Source organism: Yersinia sp. 22-579 (assembly GCF_030433455.1).
Classification (GTDB): domain Bacteria; phylum Pseudomonadota; class Gammaproteobacteria; order Enterobacterales; family Enterobacteriaceae; genus Yersinia; species Yersinia enterocolitica.
In genome coordinates, this window is record NZ_JAUJTZ010000002.1 from 224,473 (window position 1) to 238,331 (window position 13,859).

Here is a 13,859-nt window from a genome sequence, read left to right on the forward strand (position 1 = left end):
TTAATCCGATACCTTGCTATTCATCTCTTTTTGCAATGAAAGGCTGTGGGCCAGCATATCCAGATAGGCATCAATTAATACCGGCGCCTCTTGTTTTATATCAAAACTTTCTGGCATAAAAAGCCAGTTTTCCATCAAACCTGTAATATAGGCTCTCATGATAATCGCAGCACGGCGGGTATCAAGATTGACGGGCAGCTGATTAGCATCAATACAGCCTTGCAAAACCGATTCAATTCGCTCATAACTAGCTAAATCAAGGACTTTACGTGCATCGTGGAAAGAGGTCATCTCTCCGACAAATTCGCATTTATGGAACACAATTTCCATCAATGCGCGTCGCCGGCAATCCTCTCGCGTAGAAACAAGCACATAAATGAGTATTTCACGGAGAATACGGAGTGGATTATCAGGATATTTTGCCTGATACTCTAATTCGAGCAGATCAACTTTAGACTCTGATAACTCCCAGACTTCGTTAAATAGGTCTACCTTATTCTTGAAGTGCCAGTAAATTGCGCCTCGGGTGACACCTGCGGCGACAGCAATATCAGTAAGTGAAGTGCCTGAAACGCCGTGCGCAGAAAATTCCCGCACTGCGGCATCTAAAATTTGTTGCCGGGTCTCTTCGGCTTGCTGTTTGGTTTTTCGTGCCATAGCGTTGTTTTTTCGAGGGGGTGCGATTTACATACATTCACGAATGTATGTACCATAGCACGCACATATAATTTACGCAGCAATGGGTTTTAAAGCTTGTGATCCATTGAATTAAATTAAAAATCGGACACTTGAGGTTTATCTATGAGCAAAAACAGAGGGGTAATGCCTCTGGCTGCAATTCTGGTACTTTCAGGCAGCTTAGTACTTATAGGATGTAATGACAAAGATGCGGCGCAAGCCCATGCTCAACAGGCACCTGAAGTCGGCATTGTGACATTAAAAGCAGCACCACTGAATATCACAACCGAATTGCCTGGCCGCACGTCCGCATTTCGTGTTGCAGAAGTTCGTCCGCAAGTTAGCGGTATTATTCTTAAACGTAACTACGTTGAAGGCAGTGATGTCACCGCCGGAACATCCCTTTATCAAATTGACCCAGCCACTTATCAGGCTGCTTATGACAGCGCCAAAGGTGACTTAGCTAAAGCACAAGCTGCAGCTGAAATCGCTCGTCTGACAGTTAATCGCTATAAACCATTGCTGGGTACCAACTACATCAGTAAACAAGAGTACGACCAGGCGGTATCTAATTCTATGCAAGCTAATGCAGCAGTCGTTGCGGCAAAAGCAGCAGTAGAAAGTGCCCGCATTAACCTGGCTTATACTCAGGTGACCTCGCCAATCAGTGGCCGTACCGGTAAATCTTCAGTGACTGAAGGTGCATTGGTGACCAGTGGTCAGGCAACTGCTTTGACAACAGTCCAACAACTTGATCCGATGTATGTTGATGTGACTCAGTCAAGTGATGAGTTCCTGCGCCTGAAAAAAGAGCTGGCTGATGGCACGCTGAAACAGGAAAACGGTAAAGCTAAAGTTCGCTTGTTACTGGAAAACGGCTCTGAATATGCCGAAACCGGTACCTTGGAATTCTCTGGTGTGACCGTAGATGAAACCACTGGCTCTATCACTATCCGCGCTATCTTCCCTAACCCGAATGAAGCGTTATTACCAGGGATGTTTGTCCGCGCCCGTCTGGATGAAGGTGTCCGCCCTGATGCACTGTTAGTGCCTCAACAAGGTGTGACGCGCAACCCACGCGGTGAAGCAACGGCCATGGTTGTTGGTGCTGATGACAAAGTTGAGTTACGCACACTGGTCGCTAATCAGGCTATCGGTAATAAATGGTTGGTAACTGAAGGCTTGAAAGCAGGCGATCGCCTGATCGTTTCCGGCTTGCAGAAAATCAGACCGGGCGTGCAGGTGAAAGTGCAGGAAGTTACTGAGACAGAACAAAAAGCAGCCCCGGCTGACACAGCGAAGAAGTCTTAAAAGGAGCCGGTAATTCATGGCTAAGTTCTTTATTGATCGCCCTATTTTCGCCTGGGTTATCGCCATCATAATTATGTTGGCCGGTAGCCTGGCGATAATGAAGTTACCCGTAGCGCAATATCCGACCATTGCGCCACCGGCAATTTCAATCTCCGCCAACTACCCTGGCGCCGATGCGACAACTGTGCAGAATACAGTTACGCAGGTTATCGAACAGAACATGAACGGTATCGATAACTTGCTGTATATGTCTTCCAGCAGTGACTCCTCCGGTAACGTGCAGTTGACGTTGACCTTTAACTCAGGCACTGACCCCGATATCGCTCAGGTTCAGGTGCAGAACAAACTGCAATTAGCCATGCCTTTACTGCCGCAAGAAGTGCAGCAGCAAGGTGTGAGCGTTGAAAAGTCCAGTAGTAGCTTCCTGATGGTTGCCGGCTTTATTTCTGAAGACGGTACCATGAAACAGGAAGATATCGCCGACTATGTAGGTTCTAACGTTAAAGACCCAATTAGCCGTACCGCAGGTGTGGGTGATGTTCAGTTGTTTGGTTCCCAATACGCGATGCGTATTTGGATGGACCCGCACAAACTAAATAACTACGGCTTGACGCCGGTTGATGTTATTAACGCCATTAAAGTGCAGAACAACCAGGTTGCCGCCGGCCAATTAGGTGGTACACCGCCAGTTCCAGGGCAAGAACTGAACTCCTCTATTATTGCTCAGACCCGTCTGACCAATGCGGAAGAATTCAGCCAAATCATGCTGAAGGTCAACACTGATGGTTCACAGGTTCGTTTGAAAGATGTGGCTATCGTTCAACTGGGTGCTGAAAACTACAACATTATTGCCCGTTTTAATGGTAAGCCAGCTGCAGGTATCGGTATTAAGTTGGCAACAGGGGCTAACGCCCTGAACACCTCTGCGGCAGTAAAAGCTGAATTGGCAAAATTACAGCCGTTCTTCCCGGCAGGGTTGAAAGTGGTTTACCCGTATGACACCACACCGTTCGTTAAAATCTCCATCAACGAAGTGGTTAAAACACTGGTAGAAGCCATTATTCTGGTGTTCTTGGTCATGTATCTGTTCTTGCAAAACTTCCGGGCGACGTTAATTCCAACGATTGCCGTTCCGGTAGTATTGCTGGGAACTTTCGCCATTCTCTCGGCCTTTGGCTATTCGATAAACACCCTAACGATGTTCGGGATGGTGTTGGCGATAGGGCTATTGGTGGATGACGCCATCGTCGTGGTAGAGAACGTCGAACGTGTGATGCAAGAGGAAGGGCTACCACCGAAAGAAGCCACCAAGAAATCCATGGAGCAAATCCAGGGCGCATTGGTGGGGATCGCGATGGTGCTGTCAGCGGTATTTATCCCGATGGCCTTCTTCGGTGGCGCAACCGGGGCGATTTATCGTCAGTTCTCTATCACTATCGTTTCGGCCATGGTGCTCTCTGTTCTGGTAGCATTAATACTGACGCCAGCACTGTGTGCCACCATGTTAAAACCGATCGCCAAAGGCGAACATGGTCCGAAAACCGGCTTCTTCGGTTGGTTTAACCGCATGTTCGAGAAAAGCACCCATCACTATACCGACAGTGTTGGCAACATTCTGCGCAGTACCGGGCGTTATTTGGTTATCTATCTGGCCATCGTGATTGGTATGGGCGTGCTGTTCCTGCGCTTACCGACATCATTCTTGCCGGAAGAAGACCAAGGCGTGTTCCTGACTATGGTGCAAATGCCAGCAGGTGCGACCCAAGAACGTACGCAGAAAGTGCTGGATCAAGTCACTGATTATTATCTCGACAAAGAAAAAGATGTTGTTAACTCAGTATTTACCGTTAACGGCTTCGGTTTCAGTGGTCAGGGTCAAAATACCGGTTTGGCATTCGTGAGTTTGAAAAACTGGGATGAACGCCCTGGCGAGCAAAACAAAGTTCCAGCGATTGTTGGCCGTGCTTCTGCTGCCTTCTCGCAAATTAAAGACGGTTTAGTGTTTGCCTTTAACTTGCCAGCAATTGTGGAACTGGGTACAGCTACCGGCTTTGACTTCCAGTTAATTGACCAAGGTAACGTAGGACATCAAAAGTTAACCGAAGCACGTAACCAACTGCTCGGCATGGCGGCACAACACCCGGATATGCTGGTAGGTATGCGTCCTAACGGTCTGGAAGATACGCCGCAGTTCAAAGTCGAAGTGGATCAGGAAAAAGCACAAGCTCTGGGTGTGGCTATTTCTGATATCAATACCACCCTGGGTTCAGCAATGGGCGGCAGCTATGTAAATGACTTTATCGACCGTGGTCGTGTGAAGAAAGTTTACGTGCAGGCTGATGCGCCATTCCGCATGTTACCAAGTGATATTGATAAGTGGTATGTCCGTAACAGCACTGGCCAGATGGTGTCATTTGCCACCTTCTCCAGCGCCAAATGGGAATATGGTTCACCGCGACTCGAACGTTATAACGGCTTGCCATCCATGGAAATTCTGGGTCAGGCCGCACCGGGTAAAAGTACCGGTGAGGCGATGGATCTGATGCAAGAATTGGCGTCTAAGTTACCAAGCGGCATCGGCTATGACTGGACCGGTATGTCCTATCAGGAACGTCTGTCCGGTAACCAGGCTCCGGCGCTGTACGCCATTTCACTGATTGTGGTGTTCTTGTGTCTGGCAGCGTTGTATGAAAGCTGGTCGATTCCATTCTCCGTTATGTTAGTGGTACCGCTGGGTGTGGTCGGTGCGTTATTGGCAGCCTCTCTGCGTGGCCTGAATAACGACGTTTACTTCCAGGTAGGCTTGTTGACCACTATCGGGCTATCGGCCAAGAACGCCATCTTGATTGTTGAGTTCGCTAAGGACTTGATGGATAAAGAAGGCAAAGGCTTGGTGGAATCAACATTGGAAGCGGTACGTATGCGTCTGCGCCCAATCTTGATGACCTCACTGGCCTTTATCCTTGGGGTTCTACCATTGGTAATCAGTAGCGGTGCAGGTTCTGGTGCACAAAATGCGGTTGGTACAGGTGTTATGGGCGGTATGATAACCGCTACCGTACTGGCTATCTTCTTTGTTCCGGTATTCTTCGTGGTGGTTCGCCGCCGCTTCAGCCGGAAAAATGAAGATGTAGAACATGCACATGCTGTTGACCATAAGGTGAAGTAAACCTGACTGGTAACCCATGATGTCATATTTAAAAGGCCGCAAATGCGGCCTTTTTCTTTATCTACCATCAATCTCGGCAACATCGCCTCAGCAGAAAACAGGGCGCTATCGCCACACTGAAGCAGCCAATTTCGTGCAAATGATTATATTGTGATCAATATACCAAATAACGATTTGAGCATTTGCAGCCGTACAATAAATTACTAATATACAAATATTCATAAAAATGAAGATAAAGAAATGGAAACGAGATTAAAAATTTTATATGACACGCAGGTTATTGATTCTGCGGTCTACTTCGGGATGCTGAATGTTCTCACTCGTTTGGAACAACACTGGCAACTATCTATTCGCCATTCCCAGGGAGAAATGCTGATCACTCATATGGCAAATGCGCTGATGCGAGCGAGTCAGGGGCAAGTTATTCCAGCTATCGATGATGAAATATTAAAAGAGATCGAAACCACAGCCGTTTTTGCCAATATCAGGGAAATTAATAACGACCTACTCTCACTGTTTACCTTTCAAGTGCCCGATTACGAAGTAGGATATTTATTAGCAAATCTATATGGCCTGCATCTTGCGCAGCAGACGGCGTGCTAAATATTTTAGCGCTCGTTAAATATTCAAAAAAATGAAAATAAAATGGCGTTATATAGGGATCTAATATGCTACTGAAAGCATTACAAAAACAAAATCCAGCGCTGATAGAAGTCGCTCTTTTACTCTGGAAACAAGGGGTGATTAGACCTGACAGCTATGTTATTGACGTTGATCAGGTCAAACAGAATGCGAGTTTGCTACTGGAAACAGCAACACGTTATGGCATTACTCTTTATCTAATGAGTAAGCAGTTTGGCCGCAATCCACTACTGTGCAAACTCCTGCTGGAATGTGGCTACCAAGGTATCGTCGCGGTAGATTTCAAAGAAGCACGTCAACTCTATCAATATAACTTGCCGGTCGCCCACATAGGCCATTTAGTTCAAATTCCCAGCGCAATGGTGGATGAAGTTGTATCCCGCAAACCCGAGGTCATTACTGTTTACAGTATTGACAAAGCACGCGAAATTGCTGCGGCCGCAGTGCGTCAAAATAAAAAACAAGCCCTGTTATTAAAGGTTTGTCATCACGGCGACCTGGTTTATCCCGGCCAGGAAGCGGGGTTCTCTCTGGATGAATTACCCACTGTTATCCGTGAAATAAAAACAATACCCGGCATCCGTTTGGTGGGCGTCACGCATTTCCCTTGCATGCTTTTTGATAATGAAAAAGGCAAGACGCTGCCCAGCCCAAATCTCAATACATTGATTGAAGCAAAAAGTATTCTTGAGCAGCAGGGCATAAAGGTTGAGCAGGTTAATGGCCCCTCCGCCACCGGGGTTGAAAGCTTGCCGCAATTGGCTAAATGGGGAGTAACGCACGCCGAACCGGGGCACTCTTTAACCGGAACCATGCCCTCTAACCAACAAGGTAATCAGCCCGAGCATGTCGCCATGCTGTATCTGACTGAAGTTTCCCATTGCCATCAAGGCAAAAGTTATTGCTATGGTGGCGGATACTATCGGCGCGGCCATTTAAGCAATGCGCTGGTGTATGACCAACAGTGGCATACCGCCAAAGTAGTGAGTCCAGCCAATGACAGCATTGATTATACACTGGGTCTTACCGAGCCATTCACCATCGGCAGCCCGGTGGTGATGTGCTTTCGTACACAAATTTTCGTTACCCGCAGTGATGTGGTCTTGGTCGCAGGCATCCAATCCGGTCACCCCACCTTACTCGGAACTTTTGATAGTCAGGGTAATACCATTCCAACGTCCACAGGACAGGAGGGGTTATGAGTAAGTTTATTGTACTGGTCATCGACAGCTTTGGCGTGGGTGCCATGCCTGATGTCTCTGCCGTGCGTCCACAGGATCTCGGAGCGAATACTTGTGCTCATATTTTACAAACTTACCCGGAATTGCGTTTAGCCAATTTAGAGAAGTTGGGGTTACTTAACGCCTTGCATATCGGCTCTCCAGATTTTCAGGACAGCGTGATGCAAGACAACCCTCTGGCCAGTTTTGGTGTCGCACTATTGCAACATGAAGGTGGTGATACCTTTATGGGCCATCAAGAAATCATGGGCACCCTGCCCCGCGCGCCCTTAAGCATGCCGTTCTCCACCGTAAAGTCACGTGTCGCTGATGCATTACGCCAGCAGGGTTATCAGGTTGAAGAGCACAGTGCGCCTGATGATAGCAGTGATTTACAATTTCTATGGGTCAATAACTGCGTCGCAATTGGCGATAATCTTGAGGCAGATTTAGGTCAAGTATTTAATATTTGTGCTAATTTAAGTGCCATTGATTTTGAGCAGGTCGAAAAGATAGGTCGGATAGTTCGCGGTTGTGTGGAAGTAAACCGCGTTATCGCCTACGGAGGGCAACTGATGAATAGCCAGGAAATCATCAGTGCAGCTGAAGTTAAGCAACAACATTATATTGGCATTAACAGTCCAAAATCCGGTGTTTACGATACCGGTTTTCAGGTTATTCATCTCGGTTATGGTGTCGATGCTGATGTTCAGGTGCCTCATCAGCTTGAGAAAGTGAATATTCCCACAGTATTGGTGGGTAAAGTCGCGGATATTGTTGCCAATCCGGCGGGGAGAAGTTACCAGCAATTGGTTGATTCCCAAGTTATTTTGGATATCACATTAGCAGAAGTACAACGCGCGGGTAGTGCCTTTATCTGTACCAATATTCAGGAAACTGACTTGGCAGGCCACGGGCAAGATGTCGAGCGCTATGCAGAACGCCTGCAATTAGTCGATAACATGTTAGGGAAAATTACCGCAGCCATGGCACCCGGTGATTGTCTGGTCGTGATGGCCGATCATGGCAACGACCCAACAATCGGCCATAGCAAGCACACACGCGAGCAAGTTCCATTACTGGTCTATCATCCGGGAATTAAATATTCACAGCAGAAAGCTATTCACCTGGGGGTCCGGGAAACTATGTCAGATGTTGGCGCGACAGCCTGTGAGTTTTTCGCGGCAATTGCGCCACAAAACGGTCACTCTTTCTGGCGACAACTTACTGAAGCCAGTAAATAATGGAATATATTCAGATTATTTAAAATATATTCAGGGTACTTAAGGAGAAGTCATCATGTTTAAAATTGCTATTGGTGGGCAGTTGAATAAAAACGAAATACAAGATTGTTTAATTAAATATGGCGCGGGGAAAATCACTTCTGACATATTTACCGACATGGATGCCGCTATGAAAGTCAAAAATGGTAGCTTCGACTATTACGTAGGGGCTTGCCAAAGTGGTGCCGGTGGTGCTTTGGCTATGGCTTATGCCCTGATTGGACGCGATAAGTGCGCCACAATAGCCAATGCTTTGACCCAACCCTCAGAAGCCAATATCAGCCAATTGATAGATCAGGGGAAAAAAGCATTCGGTTTTACCAATGACCGTGTTGAAAATTCTGTTAAAGCCTTGTGTGCCGTTTTATTGGCTGAAAAGTAATACTGAAAATCTATTACTGTCATTCATTTTATTCTAAAAAGACTGACACAACTGACAACAATAATAAACAAATTAGCCTGGGGCTCATTGGCCCCGATGGGGTCGTGATATGGAATCGTTTAATTTAGTCAAGATTATTCTTTTCTCGCTAATGGGGGGGTACGCCACCTTTCTCGCCAATAAATCTATCGCGGTGTATCACGATGGATTGCGGCCTATTATGCCGGAGTTCATGAACGGCAATATGAGCCGGAAAGAGCTGGCGGGTATCTCTTTTGCTATCAGCATCGGGTTTATTACTGGTTTCGCCATGCCGATTACATTGGCAACCGGCATTATCGTTATTCATATCGTTTTGCTCACAGCGGATATTATTGGGGTATCACTGAATAATACTAAGTTAGCCGTATTAATTGGCACAGTTTATGGCGCTTTAATCACTATTGCGCTGGATGGATTGATTAAAGGCTTCAGTTATCTGCCGGTCAACTTCCTTGATGCCCTCGCCTCGGTGGGTGATCCGATAATTTATGCATTTGTGGCCTTCCCTGCCATTGCCGTCGGTTATCAATTCGGTAAGAAAGCCGGGTTAATCACCATCATTATTGCCTTCCTGGCCCGTGTGGTGATTGAGCGAATTAACCCAGTCACCATTGCTGGTAATGAAGTCGCGCTCAGCCCGGAAGGTATTGCAATGCTGTTTGGTATGATTTGCTTGCTGTTCTTTGCTTCTCGCGATAAACGCCACGGCGAAGAAATAGAACATAGTCTGTTTGATGACAATATTAAGCGCATTCGGAAAAATGCGATTTATCTGTTGCCAATGGCCGCATTGATTACTATCACTGCCCACTACCACTGGATTGCGGGTGAACCGATTGCAGCAGCATTACTCGGAAAAGGGCAAATTACCTCTGCGGCCATAGTGGCAATTGTCCAAGCACTCGCTTTCATGCCACTGATTATTACAACTGCAATGATAAGCGGAGTGTATGGCACTAATGGCTGGTGTGACTGGTTCCTCGGCTTAGGCTATCTGGCACCTAACCCAGTGGTGGCTGGCATACTGGGCGCGGGGGCAATGGGGGTCGAGATCACCAGTTTGAGTCGAATTGGTAAAGCGATGAACCGCTTCCCGTCGTTGAAAATGTCCGGTGATAATATTCGTACCGCCATGACGCAAATTCTTGAAATTGCACTTTTAGTGGGCGGGGTTAATGCGGCAAATCAGATCTGGCCCGGTACCGGCATTTTCGTGGTGGTCAGCTTGTATATCCTCAACGAAATTTGTGGCCGTCCGGTTATGAAACTGGCGGCAGGCCCGATTGCGGCCATTGTCGTCGGTATATTGGCTAATATCTTTGCTGTACTCGGATTACATGTAGTCGCCTAGTCGCAGGCCGTAGAGCCATCCATCTAAAAAAGCCCGCAAATTTCGCTTTGCGGGCTTTTTATTTATTCGGATTTGAAACTCGGACTTGAAACTGAAAATCGAAAGGAGCATAATTATTGTTATAGTATAACATAACAAATGGAGTTCATATGAAACCTGGCATCCATCCTAACTACCGAACTGTGGTTTTTCACGATACCAGTGCAGACACTTATTTCACTGTCGGTTCAACTATCGCCACAGCGCGCACTATTGAGCGCGATGGTCAGACCTATCCTTACGTCACATTGGATATCTCTTCAGCATCGCATCCGTATTACACCGGGAAACAAAAAGAGTTTTCAAAAGAAGGTAGCACCGCGCGTTTCCATCAACGTTACGGCAGCTTCCTGACCAAAAAAGCCAGCTAATTCTGAGAGTTAATTATGCAAGTATTGAGTTCATTACGTTCGGCAAAAAACCGCCATCCCGATTGCAAAATCGTCCGTCGTCGTGGTCGGGTGTATGTTATTTGCAAAAGTAATCCACGTTTTAAAGCGGTTCAGGGAGGAACCCATAAGAAGCGTTGATGTTGAGTGTATTCCCTGCCGTTAAAAAGCCCCGTTGCTGCCCAACGGGGCTTTCCTATTTGTCATAAAAGGTTCGAGAACTCAGCCCCTTGGTTCCCTTCGAGGCTGAGTAAATTTCATCCTATTATTACTTCATAGCGCCAACAAGGGTATCCACATTGTGTTTAAACGCTTGCGCATAGGTTGCTGCCGGGCCACCAGCAGCAGATAACGCCTCTGGATAAAGCTCTCCGCCGGCTTGTGCACCACTGGCTTCGGCAATTTGTTTTACCAACCGTGGATCAGTTTGGTTTTCAATAAAATAGGTTTTTATTTTCTCTTTTTTGATTTGGTTAATCAGCGCAGCAACCCCACTGGCGCTGGCTTCAGACTCGGTGGAAAACCCGACTGGTGACAAGAAGTTAACCCCATACTCCTGGCTAAAATAGCCAAATGCATCATGGCTGGTCAGTACTTTTCGCTGCCCGGCAGGGATTGCAGCAAACTGCGCTTTGGCATAAGCATCCAGTTTTTCCAGTTGCTGAATGTATTCTCCTCCACGCTTGCGGAAATAGTCTGCATCTTCTGGATCGGCGGCAATCAATGCATTCATCACGTTGTTAGCATATTTGATACCATTCGCCATACTGTTCCATGCATGGGGATCCGTCACCATTTTGCCTTCCTCATCCATCTTACGGGTATCAACCCCGGTTGATGCAATCACAACCTGTCCTTTATAGCCCGAGGCAGTGATCAATCTTTCTAACCACCCCTCCAACCCTAATCCACTGACAAACACCACATCAGCTTTGGACAATTGTTTACTATTTTTCGGCGTGGGTTCAAAACCATGTGGATCACCATTTGGCCCGACCAAGGTCACCACATTGACGTGCTCGCCGCCAACCTGCTGGACGATATCACCTAAAATAGAAAAACTGGCAACGGCTTCAACTGTTTTGGCCATCGCCAGTGGGCTTGACAGTAGGGCAGCTACCGCCAAACTAATAGGTAAATACTTCATTTAACTCTCCTTTAATGACACGGGGTTTTCAATAAAAATAAATAGTTCTCAACGGCGCGCGGTGGCTAGCACACCACCACGCGTTCCAAATAAAATAGATAAAAAGAAAATTAAACTGGCGCTTAAGACAATCGCGGGCCCGGCAGGTAATGAGGCGTAATAGGACCACAGTAAACCGACGATGCTGGCAATCATGCCGATAGTCATGGCGATCCCCAGTGTTTGCGGCAAATTTTTGGCCCAAAAACGCGCACTGGCTGCCGGTAGCATCATTAATCCGACTGACATCAGAGTGCCTAAGATCTGAAACCCAGCCACCAAATTAAGGACGACCAACGACAGAAATAACGCATGAACCACCATCAACCAGCGACCCATACTCACCCGTAGAAAAACGGGGTCAAATGACTCCACCACCAATGCGCGATAAATGGCGGCTAATGCCAGCATGGAGAATGTCGTGATAACACCAACCATGGTCATGGCGTTGGTATCAACCGCCAAAATAGAACCGAACAACACATGCAGCAGATCCATACTGGAGCCGCGCAAAGAGACGAGGGTGACCCCCAGAGCCAAAGAACCAAGATAGAAACCGGCAAAGCTGGCATCTTCTTTTAACAGTGTTCGGCGACTCACCCAGCCCGACATCATGGCAACCGCAAGCCCAGCAATGAAACCACCAATCCCCATAGCAACCAACGACATACCTGAAATCAGATATCCAATAGCCGCCCCCGGCAATACCGCGTGTGACAGGGCATCACCAACTAAACTCATTCGTCTTAATAATAAGAAAACCCCTAGAGGTGCTGAACTGAGCGACAAAGCTAAGCAGGCCACCAATGCTCGTCGCATAAAGCCAAAATCCATAAAAGGATCGGCAATTAAATGAAACAACGTCATAAATTGATTGCTCTTAATGTGCTGGGTCGAGAAGAAAAGGAGCAAGATGAGCCGTGCGAGTGATGCCACTGTACTAAAACCTGCTCAGCGGACTGCCAGCAATGGCCTTGAGGTGTTAGCCATAAAGCATGAGGAAAATGTTCTTCCACCATCGACATGTCATGTAAGACAGCAATGATGGTTCGCCCTTCAGTATGTAGCTGATGAATAACCTCAAGCAGCAATCCGACAGTTTGGCTATCGATCCCGGTAAAAGGCTCATCCAATAAAATCAATTGCGCTTGTTGCACTAAAAGACGCGCAAATAACACCCGCTGTAACTGCCCGCCGGAAAGTTCACCTACAGGCTGACGAGCCATATCCTGCATTCCGACCGCACTCAATGCCTGGTTAATTCGTTGTCTGGATTGATGATTAATCCCGCCGAGTAACCCACTTTGGGGCCAACACCCCATGGCAACAACATCTTGAACGACAATAGGAAACTGCCGGTCTAATTCGGCTTGTTGCGGTAAATAGGCCATTTGCGGAACTCTCCCGCCGGTAAAGGTAATCTGTCCCGCTACGGCCGGTTGTAGTCCTGCCAACGTTTTAAGCAAAGTGGATTTACCCGCACCGTTTGCCCCGATAATGGCGGTAAGCGAACCGGCAACAAAACAGCCATCAATAGGCGGTGTCAGAGCATGATTACCATAGCCAATTTCAGTATTCTTAAGATTTATCATGGCAATACATTCGCCCAATAAATAGCGCACCACAGCAACACACAAAGCAAAGCAACACCGGCAATGCGCTGCAAAGAAGATAATGAGAACAATGTCCAATGTGGCAGTGGGGTAAACCGGGCAGTGAATTTATTCATGTCAGAAAGAACAAGTGATTAATTGATACAATATAACATCACAATGAATTATTAAATTCAAGCGCACATCGCTGCCTTACCGATTTCAAAAGTAACAAGCCATGACGGGATACCAGCACAATATGGGCATAAGGGGGAAGCAAACCTGCCGCTGTTGATAAAACACACAACACTCTCATAGTTAGTTACAGTAAATTAAACTATCTTTACTGAGGGCTGACTGGTGAGTACGCACTGAATTTTGGTAATCTAACAGCAGAACTATTCGCTCGTGCTCGCAAAACAGTAAATTATGCAATAAAAATAAGCCATGCGGCGGCCCCACCTCTTGATCAAATCCGCATAGCATTCTAAATTAATAGAAGTAGGTTGAATTAATCGTAAGTAATAGTCGTAAATATGAGGATGACTATTTGGGAATTGTTATTTTATTGCCAT

At 46.8% G+C, this 13,859-nt stretch carries 14 protein-coding genes; 9 read left to right on the forward strand and 5 right to left on the reverse strand.

Annotated elements, in window-relative coordinates; all coding sequences use genetic code 11:
- Entirely contained in the window at nucleotides 1-657 is a 657-nt protein-coding gene (acrR, locus tag QSV56_RS03395) for a multidrug efflux transporter transcriptional repressor AcrR (RefSeq protein WP_005158153.1), read from the reverse strand.
- Nucleotides 658-801: 144 nt separating this feature from the next.
- Between acrR and acrA the strand changes: the two genes are divergently transcribed.
- The 9 genes from acrA (at nucleotide 802) to ykgO (ending at nucleotide 10,647) form a co-directional block, all read left to right on the forward strand.
- Nucleotides 802-1,989, forward strand: a complete 1,188-nt coding sequence (gene acrA / locus QSV56_RS03400; protein WP_005158151.1) for an efflux RND transporter adaptor subunit AcrA — start codon at nucleotides 802-804, stop codon at nucleotides 1,987-1,989.
- Between the two features lie 16 nt (nucleotides 1,990-2,005).
- Entirely contained in the window at nucleotides 2,006-5,158 is a 3,153-nt protein-coding gene (acrB, locus tag QSV56_RS03405; RefSeq protein ID WP_019081282.1) for an efflux RND transporter permease AcrB, read from the forward strand.
- A 240-nt stretch (nucleotides 5,159-5,398) separates the two neighbouring features.
- The gene (locus QSV56_RS03410; protein WP_050158136.1) at nucleotides 5,399-5,761 is read left to right on the forward strand and encodes a PRD domain-containing protein; all 363 of its coding nucleotides are present in this window, start codon (nucleotides 5,399-5,401) and stop codon (nucleotides 5,759-5,761) included.
- Between the two features lie 65 nt (nucleotides 5,762-5,826).
- Nucleotides 5,827-7,002 carry a YhfX family PLP-dependent enzyme gene (locus QSV56_RS03415; RefSeq protein WP_046695346.1) on the forward strand — a complete coding sequence of 392 codons (1,176 nt, stop codon included), beginning with the start codon at nucleotides 5,827-5,829 and terminating at the stop codon, nucleotides 7,000-7,002.
- The gene (locus QSV56_RS03420; RefSeq protein WP_301210741.1) at nucleotides 6,999-8,264 is read left to right on the forward strand and encodes a phosphopentomutase; all 1,266 of its coding nucleotides are present in this window, start codon (nucleotides 6,999-7,001) and stop codon (nucleotides 8,262-8,264) included. Before QSV56_RS03415 ends, QSV56_RS03420 begins: the two co-directional genes overlap by 4 nt.
- Before the next feature lie 55 nt (nucleotides 8,265-8,319).
- Complete coding sequence (locus tag QSV56_RS03425) at nucleotides 8,320-8,685, forward strand: DUF2620 domain-containing protein (protein WP_005167683.1); 366 nt, start codon at nucleotides 8,320-8,322, stop codon at nucleotides 8,683-8,685.
- Nucleotides 8,686-8,794: 109 nt separating this feature from the next.
- Nucleotides 8,795-10,078, forward strand: coding sequence for a YhfT family protein (locus tag QSV56_RS03430; protein WP_011816884.1), 1,284 nt, complete (start codon nucleotides 8,795-8,797; stop codon nucleotides 10,076-10,078).
- Between the two features lie 149 nt (nucleotides 10,079-10,227).
- Nucleotides 10,228-10,488: a type B 50S ribosomal protein L31 gene (locus QSV56_RS03435; protein ID WP_019081286.1), complete on the forward strand. Its 261-nt coding sequence runs from the start codon at nucleotides 10,228-10,230 to the stop codon at nucleotides 10,486-10,488.
- A 15-nt stretch (nucleotides 10,489-10,503) separates the two neighbouring features.
- Complete coding sequence (gene ykgO / locus QSV56_RS03440) at nucleotides 10,504-10,647, forward strand: type B 50S ribosomal protein L36 (RefSeq protein WP_002208618.1); 144 nt, start codon at nucleotides 10,504-10,506, stop codon at nucleotides 10,645-10,647.
- A 127-nt stretch (nucleotides 10,648-10,774) separates the two neighbouring features.
- Here ykgO and QSV56_RS03445 read toward each other — a convergent pair whose 3' ends face one another.
- From QSV56_RS03445 to QSV56_RS03460, 4 genes are read right to left on the reverse strand one after another with little or no spacing between them, the layout of a single operon-like run.
- Nucleotides 10,775-11,653, reverse strand: coding sequence for a metal ABC transporter substrate-binding protein (locus tag QSV56_RS03445; RefSeq protein WP_019082550.1), 879 nt, complete (start codon nucleotides 11,651-11,653; stop codon nucleotides 10,775-10,777).
- A 48-nt stretch (nucleotides 11,654-11,701) separates the two neighbouring features.
- The gene (locus tag QSV56_RS03450; protein WP_050870301.1) at nucleotides 11,702-12,559 is read right to left on the reverse strand and encodes a metal ABC transporter permease; all 858 of its coding nucleotides are present in this window, start codon (nucleotides 12,557-12,559) and stop codon (nucleotides 11,702-11,704) included.
- Nucleotides 12,556-13,284, reverse strand: a complete 729-nt coding sequence (locus QSV56_RS03455) for a metal ABC transporter ATP-binding protein (RefSeq protein ID WP_019081288.1) — start codon at nucleotides 13,282-13,284, stop codon at nucleotides 12,556-12,558. Before QSV56_RS03455 ends, QSV56_RS03450 begins: the two co-directional genes overlap by 4 nt.
- On the reverse strand, nucleotides 13,281-13,421 hold the full coding sequence (locus tag QSV56_RS03460; protein ID WP_172653924.1) for a hypothetical protein: 141 nt from the start codon (nucleotides 13,419-13,421) through the stop codon (nucleotides 13,281-13,283). Before QSV56_RS03460 ends, QSV56_RS03455 begins: the two co-directional genes overlap by 4 nt.
- Nucleotides 13,422-13,859: the final 438 nt, after the last annotated feature.

Bases quoted from the DNA above. Each gene is read 5' to 3' on its own strand.
- acrR (WP_005158153.1), bottom strand. From the start codon at position 657: ATGGCACGAAAAACCAAACAGCAAGCCGAAGAGACCCGGCAACAAATT.
- acrA (WP_005158151.1), top strand. From the start codon at position 802: ATGAGCAAAAACAGAGGGGTAATGCCTCTGGCTGCAATTCTGGTACTT.
- acrB (WP_019081282.1), top strand. From the start codon at position 2,006: ATGGCTAAGTTCTTTATTGATCGCCCTATTTTCGCCTGGGTTATCGCC.
- QSV56_RS03410 (WP_050158136.1), top strand. From the start codon at position 5,399: ATGGAAACGAGATTAAAAATTTTATATGACACGCAGGTTATTGATTCT.
- QSV56_RS03415 (WP_046695346.1), top strand. From the start codon at position 5,827: ATGCTACTGAAAGCATTACAAAAACAAAATCCAGCGCTGATAGAAGTC.
- QSV56_RS03420 (WP_301210741.1), top strand. From the start codon at position 6,999: ATGAGTAAGTTTATTGTACTGGTCATCGACAGCTTTGGCGTGGGTGCC.
- QSV56_RS03425 (WP_005167683.1), top strand. From the start codon at position 8,320: ATGTTTAAAATTGCTATTGGTGGGCAGTTGAATAAAAACGAAATACAA.
- QSV56_RS03430 (WP_011816884.1), top strand. From the start codon at position 8,795: ATGGAATCGTTTAATTTAGTCAAGATTATTCTTTTCTCGCTAATGGGG.
- QSV56_RS03435 (WP_019081286.1), top strand. From the start codon at position 10,228: ATGAAACCTGGCATCCATCCTAACTACCGAACTGTGGTTTTTCACGAT.
- ykgO (WP_002208618.1), top strand. From the start codon at position 10,504: ATGCAAGTATTGAGTTCATTACGTTCGGCAAAAAACCGCCATCCCGAT.
- QSV56_RS03445 (WP_019082550.1), bottom strand. From the start codon at position 11,653: ATGAAGTATTTACCTATTAGTTTGGCGGTAGCTGCCCTACTGTCAAGC.
- QSV56_RS03450 (WP_050870301.1), bottom strand. From the start codon at position 12,559: ATGACGTTGTTTCATTTAATTGCCGATCCTTTTATGGATTTTGGCTTT.
- QSV56_RS03455 (WP_019081288.1), bottom strand. From the start codon at position 13,284: ATGATAAATCTTAAGAATACTGAAATTGGCTATGGTAATCATGCTCTG.
- QSV56_RS03460 (WP_172653924.1), bottom strand. From the start codon at position 13,421: ATGAATAAATTCACTGCCCGGTTTACCCCACTGCCACATTGGACATTG.